The organism is Citrobacter sp. 21OH12SH02A-Citro (genome assembly GCF_027919895.1).
Classification (GTDB): Bacteria; Pseudomonadota; Gammaproteobacteria; order Enterobacterales; family Enterobacteriaceae; genus Citrobacter; species Citrobacter braakii.
The window spans coordinates 2278321-2293415 of record NZ_CP114801.1; the positions used below are offsets into that span (position 1 = coordinate 2278321).

Below are 15095 nucleotides of genomic sequence, written 5' to 3' on the forward strand. Positions count from 1 at the left end.
CGGGACGTTGCATTGGCGATTTCCCGAACAGACAAGGTTGTAGGGAAGGTGGGTCATGAAAGCAATGGAAAAGTATCACCCAATAGAATGGGTTACACTGTATAAATACGAATGTCGTGCGCCTGAAACGCTGTGGCATACTCTTTGCTGATATTTTCCTCGACGACAATTACATCGATATTGCTGCTTTCGGTAACGACATAACGGGCGACGGCCGGGATCTTTTCAGCCGTCAGCGCGACAATGGTTTCATTACACTGTTTGATCACCGCTTTTTTGAACTCACAATCCGCGTAATCAAATCCGGTTAAGCCGGATTCAGGCGACATCGCGCAGCCGCCAATAAAACCCTGATCGAATAAAATGCCCTGCACCTGCGAGATAGCGGTGGCACCCACGCACCCTCCAGAAGATCGTTGCACCGTGCCGCCCAGCATAATGACATCAAACAGTGGTTTTTTTAGTAAAACGGCGGCAATCTCCGGGGAATTTGTTACCACGGTTAACGCCAGCTCGGCGGGTAGGGCTTCAGCCATCGCCAGATTAGTACTGCCCGTGTCGATAAAAATGCAGCTTCCGGATTTGACCATCCGGGCGCATCTCTGCGCGATATTGCTCTTTTTCGCCACATTAATACTCTTGCGCACGGTGATGTCTTCGGATTCAGGGAGTGCAATGACTGCGCCGCCATAGACTTTTTTACACACGCCATCTTTACTCAGTTCATGCAGATCGCGACGGATTGTATGTTCCGAAACGCCTAACCTACTGGCGAGTTCGGAACAGATGACTCTGCCGTTTTCCTGCAAGATCTGATAGATAAGCGCCTGGCGCTGTTCAGGGAATGCTGCGTAATCGAGCATCAATACTCCAGTGAAATAAACATCGAGCAATAACAAGCATAATTGTGCATTATGGTTCACGATGTCAACATCCCTTTAGGGAACCTATTGTTTGGATACAACAAGAAGAGGTTAGCTATGAAGGTTGCGCATGTGGCGTTATGGACACGGGATCTTGAGCAACAAGCTGAATTCTGGGTCACGTTTTTTGACGCAAAGATCAACGAAAAATACTGCAGTAAAACCAATCCTGGATTTGAATCCTATTTTGTCAAAATTGGTGAGGATATCGCGATTGAGTTAATGACTAAGCCTGGACTGACAAAACATGCTCCCGACAATAACACCTCAGGCTGGGTGCATCTCGCCATTTCAGTTGGCGGCAGTGAAAACGTTGATGCCATGGCGATGCGAGCAAAAGAACAGGGGATATTAGTTTCTGGTCCGCGCACCACCGGTGATGGCTATTACGAAGCGGTGATACGCGATCCTGACGGCAACTTGATTGAAATTGTGGCCTAAGGCTTCACGCCATCTCCAGTAGAAATGTTGTACCTGTTACCGACTATTGATGAGCATGATTCATAAGGTTGTCCTTCTTTTCACCTCTAATCACCCGCCTGTCGAGTCTCTATAATTTTTATAGTTTTCAGCATCCGGTGGCGCGTGCTGCCACCGTTTTGGAGAGTCGAAATGCAAAATCAACGGAATACCGTCTCCAGCGCCGGCGCGGAGAATATGAATCAACAATTTGATGGTAACAGCGTCTTTCCTCGCGGAGAGAAAAATGAAGCGTATGCGAAATATTTCACTGGCGACAGCTATCTGACCATGCTCTCCATGGAAGGCGTGGTCATTGGTAACGTAGCATTTGAGCCGAGCTGTCGTAACTTCTGGCATATCCATCATCAAGGGGGACAAATCTTGCTGGTGACCGGCGGCAGAGGCTGGTATCAGGCGTGGAATCAACCGGCGCGTGAACTGAAAACTGGTGATGTCGTACACATCCCGGCGGGAATGAAACACTGGCACGGCGCCGCGCGTGATAGCTGGTTTGCCCATATCGCTGTGGAAATCCCGGCCGCTGGCGCATCGAACGAGTGGCTTGAACCGGTAAGCGACGCTGAGTACAATCTGCTCCCCTGAGCTGTGCGGGGCACGCGTTCTGCAGGTAAAGAATCCGATGCCCGAAGTGAATCACTTTGAGCTGATTATTGATACAGTCCCGTATCTACATGACCTGAATCCGTATATTCCAACTCTGACGCTGGTACTGCTTTGTCATTGATATTGCCTCATTGAAATAAGTGCAGAAAAAAGACGCGGATTTCCGCGCCTTTTCTTTTGTTAGTGTGTCGATGGCGATGCTTCAGGATTATCCATATACAGCGTCTGGCTGGGGAACGCAAAGTCGGCGTCGTGTGCCTTGACTATCGAAATAATCTTTAAATAAACGTCCTGCTGTACCGCAAGCCATTTCTCCCACACGGTGGTTTTCGTGAAGCAATACACCATGATATTCAGCGATGAATCGGCGAATTCATTAAAATAAACCAGCAGGGTTTGTTTCTGGTCTATTCCCGGATGGTTTTGCAGCATTTCTCTGACCGACTCGACAACGGCACTGACTTTATCAGCATCTTCATATCGTAACCCGATCACCGTTTTGATGCGGCGGTTCGTCATCCTTCCTGGGTTTTCTACGCTGATAGAGGAGAAAATCGAGTTTGGGACATATAACGGACGATGATCGAAGGTGTTTATTTTGGTCATTCGCCAGCCGATTTCCGTAACTGTACCTTCAATATTGCGGTCCGGGGAGCGGATCCAGTCGCCGATGCTAAAGGGTCTGTCGAAGTAGAGCATAATCCCTGAGAAAAAGTTGCTCAGAATGTCTTTGCCTGCCATACCTACAGCGATACCGCCGATGCCGCCGAAGGTTAACAGGCCGGATAAGCTCATTCCGAAATGTTCGCCATACAGCAAAATGATGGCAACCACGATGGTAATCTTGATGATTCGCGACAGGATCCTCGCGCTGGTGATATCTCTGCCTTTATTAATCTGCGTCTTTTCAAACTGATTAATTACCAGAAAAAGTTTGATGGTGAGGATCTGCGCAATCAACGAGGTGCAGATAAAGTCGACCACGCTCGAGGAGATAAATTTCAGGCTGTAATTTTCGATAACGTTATTAGCAATACTGCCTAACGTCCCGATGATAATGGCATAGATAAAAAATTGCGCGGCATGAAATATGAATCCTTTGCAGCGACGCTCTCCACGATGATACCAGACGCTCATCAGAACCAGCGTGGCACAGCAGCTGAGAATTACCGTCAAATTAAACGCATTATTTATAAACAGTTCAGCGATCATGATTCTTCCAACAGCTCCGTGGTAGTGGAATATCTTCTGATATCCTAATCCTCGAATATTTTACTCAGTTCTGGCGGTCAGATCATTAATCCATAGGGGAGATATATAATGCAATTAGCGCTATTTTCGGCGAAATAGCGCTGGTATCCACCCTGAAAGCGGTTTATGTAGCAGACAGTCAGTTGATGTCATGGTATTGTTAGCGCAAAGTAACAAGGTTTTCATCTGCAAAAGGACAGTACTATGATCATGGCTAAGCTGAAGACAGCGAAGGGACGGAAGTTTCTGTTGTGCCTGCTTGGGGTGTTTATTATCGCAGCGTCGGTCGTGACGCGAGCGACGATCGGTGGTGTGATTGAACAGTATGACATTCCGCTATCCGACTGGACCGCTTCAATGTACGCCATTCAATCGGCAATGATTTGTGTCTACAGCATGGTGTTTACGATTCTGTTGGCTATCCCGCTGGGAATCTATTTCCTCGGCGGCGAAGAGCAACACTAAGCGTTTGTTATGCCGGATGAGATCGCCATCCGGCATTGAGTTGTGTGGTTAATCGTCTTCTTCATCATCCAGTTCAACTGGCGTCTGATATTCATCCGGCTTGATGACCAGCAGGTCGCAGCGTAGGTGATCGATAACCTGTTCAGCGGTGTTACCAAGGAACGCGGCAGAAATACCGGTACGACCGACGGTACCCAGTACTACAATACCCGCCTGCAAGTGCTCGGCTAAATCAGGAATGACCTCTTCAGGCAATCCTTTTTCAACGTGCGTCACTTTCTCATCGATACTGAATTTCTGGCGCAACGCCTTCATGGCCAGCAGATGCTGTCCACGGATCGCGTCGTTATAAACGCTGGGGTCAAACTCAGGTAGTTCAATTGCGATATTGATTGGCGTAACAGGGTAGGCGCCAACCAGATGCACTTCAGTATGGTTAACCTGTTCTGCTAGTTGCAGCGTCTCTTTGACCAGTTTTTCATTGAGCGCGTTGTGATAAGGCTCTTCACTGGCGAGGTTCACCGCAACCAGCGCTTTACCCTCTTCAGGCCATGGCTGATCTTTAACCATCCATACCGGGCTTGGACATTTGCGCAATAAATGCCAGTCGGTAGGCGTGAAAATTACGGCTTCGAGGCGGTCGTGTTGGTGTGCCATTTTGAGGACCAGGTCATGCTGAGCGCTAATGACTTCCTGGATGATGGCTTCAAAGGGACGGTTGTGCCATACCACTTTAATTTCAAGAGGGATCCCTGCTTCGATGTAGTATTTTGCTTGTTCACGGATCCAGGCTGTTCGCTGGCTGATGACCCCCTGACGCATTGCCGTACGCTCATCGGGCGACAGCAGGGTAGTCATCTCGTAGGAAAAGTCATAGATTGGCAAAAAGGCTTTAATTTTGCCACCAATCCGTTGATGCAAATAAACAGCTCGCCGTAATGCTGGTTGATCGTCCTGGTTTGGATCGATGACGACCAGCATATTTTTATACATAGCCATACAGGGTCTCCTTACAACTGTCATCGCAGTTTGTAATTAAAAGAGTAACCCAATAATGTGGATTGAAACAGGGGAGAACCTCCTGCCAGATCAATAAATCGGGAAAATTTAGCGATTTGACAGAAGGATAACAGAAATGCTTGCGGAAAGATTACGCTACGTTACGCGTGTGGCCAGCAAGAACTGCCAGCGCGTCGCTATTCTCAATAGTTATGTATTTGCCTTTCACTGCCAGCATACCGCTTTTCTGGAAACGACCCAACAGGCGGCTGATGGTTTCAACCGTCAAACCCAGGTAGTTACCGATGTCGCCGCGGGTCATGGTCAGGCGGAACTCACGAGGCGAGAATCCGCGCTGGGCAAAGCGGCGAGACAAGTTGTAGATAAAGGCCGCCAGGCGCTCTTCTGCATTTTTCTTCGACAACAGCAGGATCATATCCTGGTCGCCTTTGATTTCGCCACTCATCAGACGCATCATCTGCTGACGCAGATTCGGCATTTTTCCGGACAGGTCATCAAGGGTTTCGAAAGGAATTTCGCAAACCATTGAGGTTTCCAGCGCCTGGGCAAAGCTCGGGTGATGTCCGCTGCCAATCGCGTCAAAACCGACCAGATCACCCGCCAGATGGAAGCCGGTAATTTGCTCATCGCCTTGTTCGGTAATGGTATAGCTTTTAATCGTTCCGGAGCGGATAGCGTAGAGTGATTTAAGTTCATCACCTGCTTTAAAGAGCGTTTGCCCCTTTTGGATAGGCTTTTTGCGCTCGATGATGTTATCGAGCTGGTCAAGCTCATGCTCGTTAAGTGTGAACGGGATGCAAAGCTGGCTGATGCTGCAATCCTGGCAATGGATAGCACAACCGCCAGACTGAATGCGCCGTATAATTCGCTTTTCCGGGATCATAGGTCTGCTCAAGCCGTAATTGATATTTGTCAATTTTAACATCTTTTTGGTGAGCACGTAAGCCTGAGCTACTCCCAATAGAGAATAATTCAGGTATAACCGGAATGAATGTTTGTATCTCCTTGATTAACCGCATTAAATTTGTGGTCACATTATGCGAAAGTGTGACGAATAAGGCATTAATTGCCTGGAATCTAGAGTAGCAAATAGCCTTCGTGACGCAATAACCACTCTTTTCGCTGTACGCCGCCAGCATATCCAGTCATGGTGTCGTTACGCCCAATGACGCGATGGCAGGGGACCACAATGCTTACCGGGTTGGCGCCATTGGCCGCACCGACGGCTCTTGCAGCACCGGCGCGCCCTAACTGTTCGGCCAGTTGACCATAGTGCATGACCTGCCCACACGGGATAGTGCGTAATGCTTGCCAGACTTCGCGCTGGAAAGGTGTGCCAGCCGTTGCCGTTTCCAGCGTGTCAATAATGCTGAGATTCCCGGCAAAATACTCCGACAGTTTATCGCTTAATCCGCCAGGGTTTTTGGCTGTAAAACGCTGATAACCTTCTGTGCGGTAATGAATATCCAGCAATTGTTCCATGCGATCGCGGTGCTGATCCCATTCCACCGCGCGCAGGCGAAATTGCTCATCACAAATAACCCACAGCGGGCCCAGCGGCGTGTCGATGATATCTTCCAGTAAGTTCAGCATCCGTTTCTCTCATTACAGCGTTCAGGCGAGGTTACACATTATCACGGCAGCAACAGTTGCAGCTATACCCCTAAAAACGGATATCTGTATGTCGTGAGTAGATCTTTTCAGCGGAGCGAGCCGGGTGAATTATTGGAAATAATCGTAAACCGTTGTCGGTATAATAGTGCGCGGTTATGATAATGCTCGTCGTAATTCGCTGGAGAAAGAAACATGAACCTTGATGATGCTTCGCTGTTTCTGGATGCTATGGGGGATGTCCAACCGCTGAAGGGCTGCGCCGATGTACACTGGCAGCCAACGCGTAATATCCGCACTCCGGCGCGTATCGATACGCTTCAACTGGATAACTTTCTCACGACGGGGTTTCTCGATATTATCCCGTTGAACGAGCCGCTTGAGTTTCGTCGCGAAGGTTTACAGCACGGCGTGACTGACAAACTGCGAACCGGAAAATATCCGCAGCAGGCGAGCCTTAATCTCATCCGCCAGCCCGTAGAAACATGCCGCCAGATGCTATTCAGTTTTATTCTGCAGGCACAGCAAGATGGATTACGTAACGTGTTGGTGATACACGGTAAGGGGCGTGACGATAACGCTCATGCCAATATTGTTCGCAGCTATGTGGCGCGCTGGCTGACAGAATTTGACGACGTCCAGGCCTACTGCGCCGCTTTGCCGCATCACGGCGGCAGCGGGGCATGCTATGTGGCATTACGTAAAACCGCGCAGGCAAAACAGGAAAACTGGGAGCGTCACGCTAAGCGCAGCCGCTGATCAACGTATTCATCAGGCGGCCAATACTCTGTTCCTGCCTTCGTGCTTGGCTTTGTACAACGCGTCGTCCACGCGTTTGAATAATTCATCAATACTTTCGTTCGTTTCGTGCCGCGCAACGCCAATGCTGACGGTAAAGCGGGGAAGACCAGGGAGAGTAACCTTGGCTACCGTCGCGCGGATCACTTCTGCAAGATTGAGGGCGACATCCAGCGAGGTTCGCGGCAGCAGCAGCACAAATTCTTCACCACCCCAGCGAAAAATAAGATCGTCTTTTCGTGCACAGGATTCCAGTGTGCGGGCCAGAGCGCAAAGCACTTCATCGCCTTTTAAATGACCGAAGAGATCGTTAATGCTTTTAAAACGATCGGTGTCGATCAATAAAAGGCTGTAGTCCTGCGTCAATGATACCGCATGCGTCTGCTCCGGCTCGGTTACCTGATAAAAATGTCGGCGATTAAGTAATCCCGTTAAAGGGTCACGCAGAGCGGCATGCTCAAGCTCCTGTTCCAGCCGTTTTTGTTCGGTAATGTCATGAATAATGCACAACATGAGTTTATTACCGTAAATTTCAATCGGTCCGGCGTAGGTTTGTACATGACGTGAGGTGCCGTCTGCCAGTTTATGGACAAAGTGCAAAGGCTTATGGCCGCCGGGCAGATGGGCGATTTCATGCATTACCGGCAATATATGGCGGCCCAGCATGTTGATCTCCCAGGTATGTTTCTGGCACATCACATCAAGGTTGTAACCATAAAAATTCAGGGCACTGAGGTTTGCATCAACGATCAGGCCATCGCGGGACGGATCAATCAGTAACATTGGCGCGGAGTTGGTCTGGAAAAAACGCGCATAAAAGCCCTGTTTTTTTCGTTGATAAGTTGCTGAACGGCTGGCTTTCAGACCTTGCGCAGTAGGCGTTTCAATGCCTTCGAAAAGGATAACATCCCCCACGCCCGGCAGAGATTTAATGGACAGGCGGCTAGCCAACGCGATTTCCTCACCATCGCGGTAAACCGTGAGGATCTCAACAACGTGATGATGATTGCTCAAGTCACTGAGATACATGGTTAAATCATTTTGAGAATGTGTTGAGAATATGCCCTTGCGCAGTGGGGAAAAACAGAGATCCTGCATTAGCTCACGTGCAACGATATTAGCGAACACCAGTTCTTCGGTTTGTGGCGAAACAATCCACACCGGAAAGGTTAACAAATCCAGTGAATGCAGCTCGGTTGTGCTCATCGATAATCCCGTTATCTTTATCTGCTGTGTTGCCCGTTTAATGGCGAATATTTTAGATATTACAGTCTCACAAAGTTTTTGATTGTCGGTGAGACAAGGGTTGTACGACTGGCTTTTGTTTGATGCTGTTTTCTGATTGGATCAGTTCATGAATCTTATGCGCTGGCAGCGGTTTTGCAAACAGGAAACCTTGCAGCATGCTACATCCCATCTGGGTAAGAAGTAATTCCTGCTCCTGGGTTTCTATTCCTTCAGCCACCACGCGCATATTCATGGAGTGAGCTATGTCAATAATGGTAGACACAATTTTTGTATTTTTACTGTTCTCGCTAATATCTTTGACAAATATCCTGTCGATTTTTAATTCCCGTGCCGGAAGTGACTTCAACATCAATATATTTGAATAACCAGTGCCGAAATCATCAATAGAAACGGTGATCCCCAAAGCCGAAAAAGCATTCAGGATTTCAATACTGCGTTTTAAATTTTTAAGTGCAGTGCTCTCCGTGAGCTCCAGCGTGAGACAGGCAGGTGAAAGTTGGTATTGCGCCAGGGCGTTACAAACAACATCAATAATATCATGCTGTTCAAACTGAGCGGGGGAGAGGTTAACGGCGAGCGTCCATTCTGTATTCCCTTGTAATGTCCACTGATGCAACTGCAAACATGCCTGTTGGATAACCCATTTGCCGACGGGAATAATCAGGCCCGTTTCTTCCAGCGCAGGCAGAAATTCAGCCGGTAGCAGCATGCCGCGCTCCGGATGATGCCAGCGTAATAACGCTTCAAAACCAGTCAGGGAATGATCTCCGGCGGTATATTTAGGCTGATACCATAGCTCAAACTGGTTGCGTTCAAGCGCTTGTGAAAGTTCCTGTAGAAATGTCGGCGGCGTATCAGCGATAGCTTCCATCTGGGGACTATAAATAGCCCAGCCGTTTCTGCCCGCCTGTTTGACATGATACATCGCCATATCGGCCTTCACTTTTAGCTCATGCAGAGTCGAGCCATGTTCGGGATAAATACAGCTTCCCGCACTTAACGAAACCCGAATGGTATGACCGAATAAGGTAAAGGGGTCACCGATCGCATCTGAGATTCGCGCAAGCAAGGCGGAGATAGCCTGCTGGTTGCAGTCTGGAACCAGCAGGATAAATTCATCTCCCCCCAGTCTTGCCAGCGTCATTGAATCATCAAGGCAACTGTAGATACGCTGTGTACTAGCAATCAGCAGTTGATCGCCGATGTGATGCCCCCAGGTATCGTTAACGACTTTAAAACGATCGAGGTCGATAAATACCAACGCGAAATGCTGTTGATGCAATTTGGAATGCCGCAGGCAGGCTTGTAAGCGGGTATCTATTTGCGTTCGATTAGCAAGTCCCGTCAGCGCGTCGAAGTGGACCTGATGTTCAAGCTGGCAGTTCAACTGATGCAGGTTGTCAGCCAGTCGGGAAGTGCGCAGTTGTGAATCCACCATCGAGACGACCAGCATGATACCCAAAATAATCAGCGTGACGGCGCAGACCCAGACAGAGAGTTCCAGCGTACTGAGGCCATCGTGCGCAGTGTGTCCAAAATGGGTGAACGTTGCCGCTCCCATACCGGTGTAATGCATAGAAGCAATTGCCAGCGCCATAATAAGGGCAGCAATAAGTCGGTTAATCAGCACGCGACGGGTGTTTTGGCGTAAATGGAAGGCCAGCCATAAACCTACGCCAGACGCAACGACGGCAATAATCACAGAGAGCAAAATCAGCGAGCGATCCCATGAAATGGCCACATGTTCGATAATGGCATACATGCCAACGTAGTGCATCGTGACAACGCCGGCACTCAATATGCTGGTGGCAATGACCAGTCGTTTTGTTGATAACGTATTACCGGAAATAGCGATATTGATGGCGAGGGTTGCAGAAATGAGCGCAATAAAGAACGAAAACGCGGTGAGTGATAGGTGATAATTGATCGGCATAGTCATTTTCATGGCCAGCATACCGATAAAATGCATCGACCAGATCCCCATACCCAGCGTAGCGCCGCCAGATAGCCGCCAGAAGGTAGATTCACGTTTGCTGGAGATTGCTACCTTACCCGCACTGTCGAGGGCAATAAAGGAGGCAATAAACGCGACAACAAAGGAAATCCCAATCAATACAGGGTCCCACGACACGTGCAACATCTTACTACCTATCGAAAAAAAGCCGTGATGATAAATCTAGCAGGTTTTGTCCAGTTAACCTGATAAAACCAGGAATGTTCTTGTGTTTTTACAATGAGTATTAGAGCGAAGAGCAAGATATTGAAAATGATAATCCATTACTTATATAACCATTCATAAAAATTATGTTTCTGTGTGTTTTATGCTCGTCACGTGCTCGCCATCACAATAATCTGATGGTGGGGAACATTACCGCCATTGGCGGGATAAAGTGCTGAGCTATTATGAATGGCTAGTGTAATTTATTGACTTAAGTAAAAGGTCTGCTGGCTCTCATTGAAAGTTCAGCTTTCGTCACAGAGCAATGGAAATCTGTATTGCAGATGCTATAAAAATAACATCCACGTTATTTCTTGGTGCACAGGGTTAAAATGTTAAATGATATTAGCGTCAGAACCTTTATTGTTTTATTTCTGCTCATTACAGCGGTTGCGCTCAATGTTGTTGAAATGATTTTTTCGGCTACCCCAGAAATTATTATTGGCACTAATGCGGTAAGCATTATTTCTATATTATGTTTGTGGTGGTACATGACGAAATATCTGGTCATGCCGATTAATACGGTTAAAAGAAGCATTGAAGAAGTAACATCCGGGAATCTGGCAATCAGTATTCCCGAATTTGGTAATAACTGTGCGGGTAGACTAATTCCTGGCATCAATAGTTTATCAAGTAATATTTCAGCACTCGTTAATGAGATCAGAACATCCTCGCAAACGGCGATGGCGCTTTCTGAACAGCTGGCGGAACGCAGCGCCGAGCTTTCAGTGAAAACAGAACAGCAATCCGGAGCATTAATGCAGACGGCTGCCAACATGGATGAAATAGCGGTTAATACGCGGAATAATGCTGATAACACGCAAATAGCCAGCGCCCAGGCAACAATTGCCACGCAATGCGCACGTCAGGGTGGCGAATTAATGGTGCAGGTTGCGACAAATATGCGTTCAATTACCGAATGCGCACAGCAAATGACAGAAATTATTACGCTGATAGATGGTATTGCATTCCAGACCAATATTCTGGCATTGAATGCTGCTGTGGAAGCTGCAAGGGCCGGTGAACATGGCAAAGGTTTTTCTGTGGTGGCCGGTGAGGTAAGAATGCTTGCACACCGCAGTGCAGATGCAGCTAAGAATATTAAGCAACTGATTGCCCAAACCCATCAAAATGTTCAGCAAGGCGCTGCTATTGTGCGTGAAGCTGAGAAAAACATGCATGATATTGTCGGGGGGGCCGGGCAATTAAACCAACTGATGGGCGAGATATTAACCACTACGCAGGAGCAGGAGAAAGGAATAATCAGAATTACCCATGCTCTGGCCGAACTGGAGAACGTCACCCAAAGTAATGCCATTATGGTTGATGAGCTTTCTGACTCCTCAGGTATCCTGAAAAACCAGGTGATTGACCTTCAATCGCGAACGCATAAATTTCGCTTAAGTCATGCGCTTGAATCAGAGAGACGCCAGCGGGCCTGAGACGGTCATCTCGTAACCAGCGCCGCATTCGTCGGCGCTTTTCTTATTATCAGATACTTTTTATGAATCATTTCAGCACAATGGGACAATGAGATATTGCTTAACATATTCTGACAGCTAGACTAACGAAAAAAGCTGAATGTTTGTGGAGGCGCTGTGGAAGCCATTAAGGGAACGGATGTTAATGTGCCGGATGCCGTGTTTGCCTGGCTGTTGGATGGCCGTGGTGGGGTGAAACCACTGGAAGATAACGATGTTATCGACAGTCAACATCCCTGCTGGCTGCATCTTAATTATACCCATTCTGAAAGCGCGCAATGGCTGGCGACAACGCCTTTACTTCCCAATAACGTGCGTGATGCGCTGGCGGGTGAAAGCACGCGCCCACGCGTAAGCCGGGTAGGGGAAGGTACGTTGATTACGCTGCGCTGTATTAACGGCAGCACCGACGAGCGACCTGACCAACTGGTTGCGATGCGCTTATATATGGATGAACGTCTGATTGTCTCAACGCGTCAGCGTAAAGTCTTGGCGCTGGATGATGTGGTCAGCGATCTCCAGGAAGGCACGGGAGCGGCTGATTGTGGTAGTTGGCTGGTGGATGTTTGCGATGCACTAACCGATCATGCCAGTGAGTTTATCGAACAACTGCACGATAAAATTATCGATCTGGAAGATAACCTGCTTGATCAGCAGATTCCGCCGCGTGGTTTCCTGGCATTGCTGCGTAAGCAGTTAATTGTGATGCGCCGCTATATGGCGCCTCAACGCGATGTCTATTCCCGACTGGCGAGCGAACGTTTTTCCTGGATGACCGACGACCATCGGCGGCGGATGCAGGATATCGCTGACAGGCTAGGGAGAGGGCTGGATGAAATAGATGCCTGCATTGCCAGGACTGGTATTATGGCGGATGAAATTGCGCAGGTTATGCAGGAGTCTCTGGCTCGCCGAACGTATACAATGTCATTGATGGCAATGGTTTTTCTTCCCAGCACATTTTTAACCGGGCTGTTTGGCGTTAACCTCGGCGGTATCCCTGGCGGTGGCTGGCAGTTTGGCTTCTCACTTTTTTGTATTCTGTTAGTGGTCCTGATTGGTGGTGTTACTTTATGGTTGCATCGTAGTAAATGGTTGTAACAACAACGTTTTTTAGTGACTTTTGCGCATGAAAACGTCCTGGTTTTTGAGCGAAGTCAATAAACCATCTACCTATTCGGGGCAATATCTCTCTCGCAGGTGAATGCAACGTCAAGCGATGGGCGTTGCGCTCCATATTGTCTTACTTCCTTTTTTGAATTACTGCATAGCACAATTGATTCGTACGACGCCGACTTAGATTAGTCGGCTTTTTTTTGCCTGCAGGAAATCAGCGTCTACCCTAAAAGAGCCAACCTGAATAACTGGAGGGGTATATGAACTGTCTGATTGCAACGCCGCACACTGATTCGCTACCGACCGACCCGGTTCCCATTCCCGATCCCATACCTCGTCCGCAGCCAATGCCGGATCCCCCACCGGATGAAGAGCCGATTAAATTGTCGCATCGCGGGCGCAGATCTGCGAGGATACGCGCCTGCTGATTGTGAGTTTTTACCGCGAGATTAAATTGTGACCGCTTTTTCAACCCTGAATGTTTTACCTGCTGCCCAACTCGAGAATCTTAACGAGCTGGGTTATCTTGAAATGACGCCTGTTCAGGCTGCTGCGTTACCGGCAATTCTGGCGGGGAAAGATGTTCGCGTGCAGGCTAAAACCGGCAGTGGCAAAACGGCGGCTTTTGGTCTTGGATTATTACAGCATGTTGATGTCGCGCTGTTTCAGACGCAGTCCCTGGTGCTGTGCCCAACGCGCGAGCTTGCTGACCAGGTGGCGGGTGAGCTGCGTCGCTTAGCGCGCTTTCTGCCAAACACCAAGATCTTAACGTTGTGCGGTGGGCAGCCCTTTGGCGCACAACGTGACTCCCTGCAGCATGCGCCACATATTATTGTCGCCACGCCAGGGCGTTTACTCGACCATCTGCAAAAAGGCACTGTTTCTCTGGATGCCCTGAATACGCTGGTGATGGATGAAGCCGATCGCATGCTGGATATGGGCTTTAGCGATGCGATTGATGATGTCATTCGCTTTGCGCCGGCTTCGCGTCAGACCTTACTGTTTTCTGCGACCTGGCCGGAAGCCATTGCCGCCATTAGTGGCCGGGTGCAACAAAATCCATTAACGATCGAAATTGATACCGTTGACGCGCTGCCGGCGATTGAGCAGCAGTTTTTCGAAACTTCCAGCCACGGCAAAATTGCGCTGCTGCAAAAATTGCTCAGTCAGCATCAACCTGCATCATGCGTAGTTTTTTGTAATACCAAAAAAGATTGTCAGGCCGTGTGTGACGCACTGAATGCGGCGGGGCAAAGCGCGCTCTCACTGCATGGCGATCTTGAGCAGCGCGATCGCGATCAGACGCTGGTGCGTTTTGCCAACGGCAGCGCGCGCGTTCTGGTTGCTACCGATGTGGCCGCGCGTGGTCTGGATATTAAATCACTTGAGCTGGTGGTTAACTTCGAACTGGCGTGGGATCCGGAAGTCCACGTCCATCGTATCGGACGTACCGCGCGTGCCGGCAACAGTGGTCTGGCGATTAGCTTCTGTGCACCGGAAGAAGCGCAGCGGGCCAATATTCTTTCTGAAATGCTGCAACTGAAGCTGAACTGGCTGCCAGCTCCAGCTAACGGCCCAATCCTGCCGCTGGAAGCTGAGATGGCGACGTTATGCATTGATGGCGGTAAAAAGGCTAAAATGCGTCCCGGCGATGTTCTCGGTGCGCTGACCGGTGATATTGGTCTGGAAGGCGCCGATATCGGCAAAATTGCCGTTCATCCGGCGCATGTCTATGTCGCTGTTCGCCAGACTGTAGCGCATAAGGCATGGAAGCAATTGCAAAACGGTAAGATAAAAGGCAAGACTTGCCGGGTTCGGTTATTGAAATAACCACTCGTCGGAGCGCCTGATGGCGCTCCGCTTATCCGGCACTATCGA

14 protein-coding genes and 1 pseudogene are annotated in these 15095 nt (G+C 48.9%); 8 read left to right on the top strand and 7 right to left on the bottom strand.

The genetic code is table 11. From position 1 onward, the window contains the following. Positions 1-92: 92 nt before the first annotated feature. A complete protein-coding gene (locus O6D90_RS11060; protein WP_016153208.1) occupies positions 93-863 on the bottom strand; it encodes a DeoR/GlpR family DNA-binding transcription regulator in 771 nt (256 codons plus the stop codon). Positions 864-980: 117 nt separating this feature from the next. Between O6D90_RS11060 and O6D90_RS11065 the strand changes: the two genes are divergently transcribed. Together O6D90_RS11065 and O6D90_RS11070 are read left to right on the top strand one after the other, a co-directional pair. Then, entirely contained in the window at positions 981-1364 is a 384-nt protein-coding gene (locus O6D90_RS11065) for a VOC family protein (RefSeq protein ID WP_016156627.1), read from the top strand. A 216-nt stretch (positions 1365-1580) separates the two neighbouring features. Continuing rightward, positions 1581-1988, top strand: coding sequence for a cupin domain-containing protein (locus O6D90_RS11070; protein WP_192575225.1), 408 nt, complete (start codon positions 1581-1583; stop codon positions 1986-1988). A 201-nt stretch (positions 1989-2189) separates the two neighbouring features. Here the strand turns inward: O6D90_RS11070 and O6D90_RS11075 are convergent, their stop codons facing one another. Continuing rightward, positions 2190-3221, bottom strand: a complete 1032-nt coding sequence (locus O6D90_RS11075) for a mechanosensitive ion channel family protein (protein ID WP_218731497.1) — start codon at positions 3219-3221, stop codon at positions 2190-2192. 243 nt (positions 3222-3464) lie between these two features. On the opposite strand from O6D90_RS11075, the gene O6D90_RS11080 reads away from it, so the two are divergent. Further along, the gene (locus O6D90_RS11080; RefSeq protein ID WP_003020403.1) at positions 3465-3725 is read left to right on the top strand and encodes a DUF2534 family protein; all 261 of its coding nucleotides are present in this window, start codon (positions 3465-3467) and stop codon (positions 3723-3725) included. A gap of 48 nt (positions 3726-3773) precedes the next feature. Here O6D90_RS11080 and uspE read toward each other — a convergent pair whose 3' ends face one another. From uspE to ogt, 3 genes are all read right to left on the bottom strand, one after another. After that, positions 3774-4724 carry a universal stress protein UspE gene (gene uspE / locus O6D90_RS11085; protein WP_016153204.1) on the bottom strand — a complete coding sequence of 317 codons (951 nt, stop codon included), beginning with the start codon at positions 4722-4724 and terminating at the stop codon, positions 3774-3776. 151 nt (positions 4725-4875) lie between these two features. After that, on the bottom strand, positions 4876-5628 hold the full coding sequence (fnr, locus tag O6D90_RS11090) for a fumarate/nitrate reduction transcriptional regulator Fnr (protein WP_003020397.1): 753 nt from the start codon (positions 5626-5628) through the stop codon (positions 4876-4878). Positions 5629-5822: 194 nt separating this feature from the next. Next, positions 5823-6338, bottom strand: coding sequence for a methylated-DNA--[protein]-cysteine S-methyltransferase (gene ogt / locus O6D90_RS11095; RefSeq protein WP_271143308.1), 516 nt, complete (start codon positions 6336-6338; stop codon positions 5823-5825). Between the two features lie 213 nt (positions 6339-6551). On the opposite strand from ogt, the gene smrA reads away from it, so the two are divergent. Then, positions 6552-7115: a DNA endonuclease SmrA gene (gene smrA, locus O6D90_RS11100; RefSeq protein WP_016153202.1), complete on the top strand. Its 564-nt coding sequence runs from the start codon at positions 6552-6554 to the stop codon at positions 7113-7115. A 12-nt stretch (positions 7116-7127) separates the two neighbouring features. Here smrA and O6D90_RS11105 read toward each other — a convergent pair whose 3' ends face one another. Together O6D90_RS11105 and O6D90_RS11110 are read right to left on the bottom strand one after the other, a co-directional pair. Continuing rightward, a complete protein-coding gene (locus O6D90_RS11105; RefSeq protein ID WP_016156622.1) occupies positions 7128-8360 on the bottom strand; it encodes a GGDEF domain-containing protein in 1233 nt (410 codons plus the stop codon). Positions 8361-8427: 67 nt separating this feature from the next. Then, on the bottom strand, positions 8428-10542 hold the full coding sequence (locus tag O6D90_RS11110; protein WP_016156621.1) for a putative bifunctional diguanylate cyclase/phosphodiesterase: 2115 nt from the start codon (positions 10540-10542) through the stop codon (positions 8428-8430). A gap of 410 nt (positions 10543-10952) precedes the next feature. Between O6D90_RS11110 and O6D90_RS11115 the strand changes: the two genes are divergently transcribed. The 4 genes and pseudogenes from O6D90_RS11115 (at position 10953) to dbpA (ending at position 15047) form a co-directional block, all read left to right on the top strand. Beyond that, positions 10953-12062, top strand: a complete 1110-nt coding sequence (locus O6D90_RS11115; protein ID WP_016156620.1) for a methyl-accepting chemotaxis protein — start codon at positions 10953-10955, stop codon at positions 12060-12062. A 156-nt stretch (positions 12063-12218) separates the two neighbouring features. After that, positions 12219-13202, top strand: a complete 984-nt coding sequence (gene zntB, locus O6D90_RS11120) for a zinc transporter ZntB (protein WP_016156619.1) — start codon at positions 12219-12221, stop codon at positions 13200-13202. 314 nt (positions 13203-13516) lie between these two features. Continuing rightward, positions 13517-13645, top strand: a pseudogene (gene ynaL / locus O6D90_RS11125) (protein YnaL); the annotation flags it as partial. A 28-nt stretch (positions 13646-13673) separates the two neighbouring features. After that, complete coding sequence (gene dbpA, locus O6D90_RS11130; protein ID WP_016156618.1) at positions 13674-15047, top strand: ATP-dependent RNA helicase DbpA; 1374 nt, start codon at positions 13674-13676, stop codon at positions 15045-15047. The last annotated feature ends 48 nt before the right edge of the window (positions 15048-15095 follow it).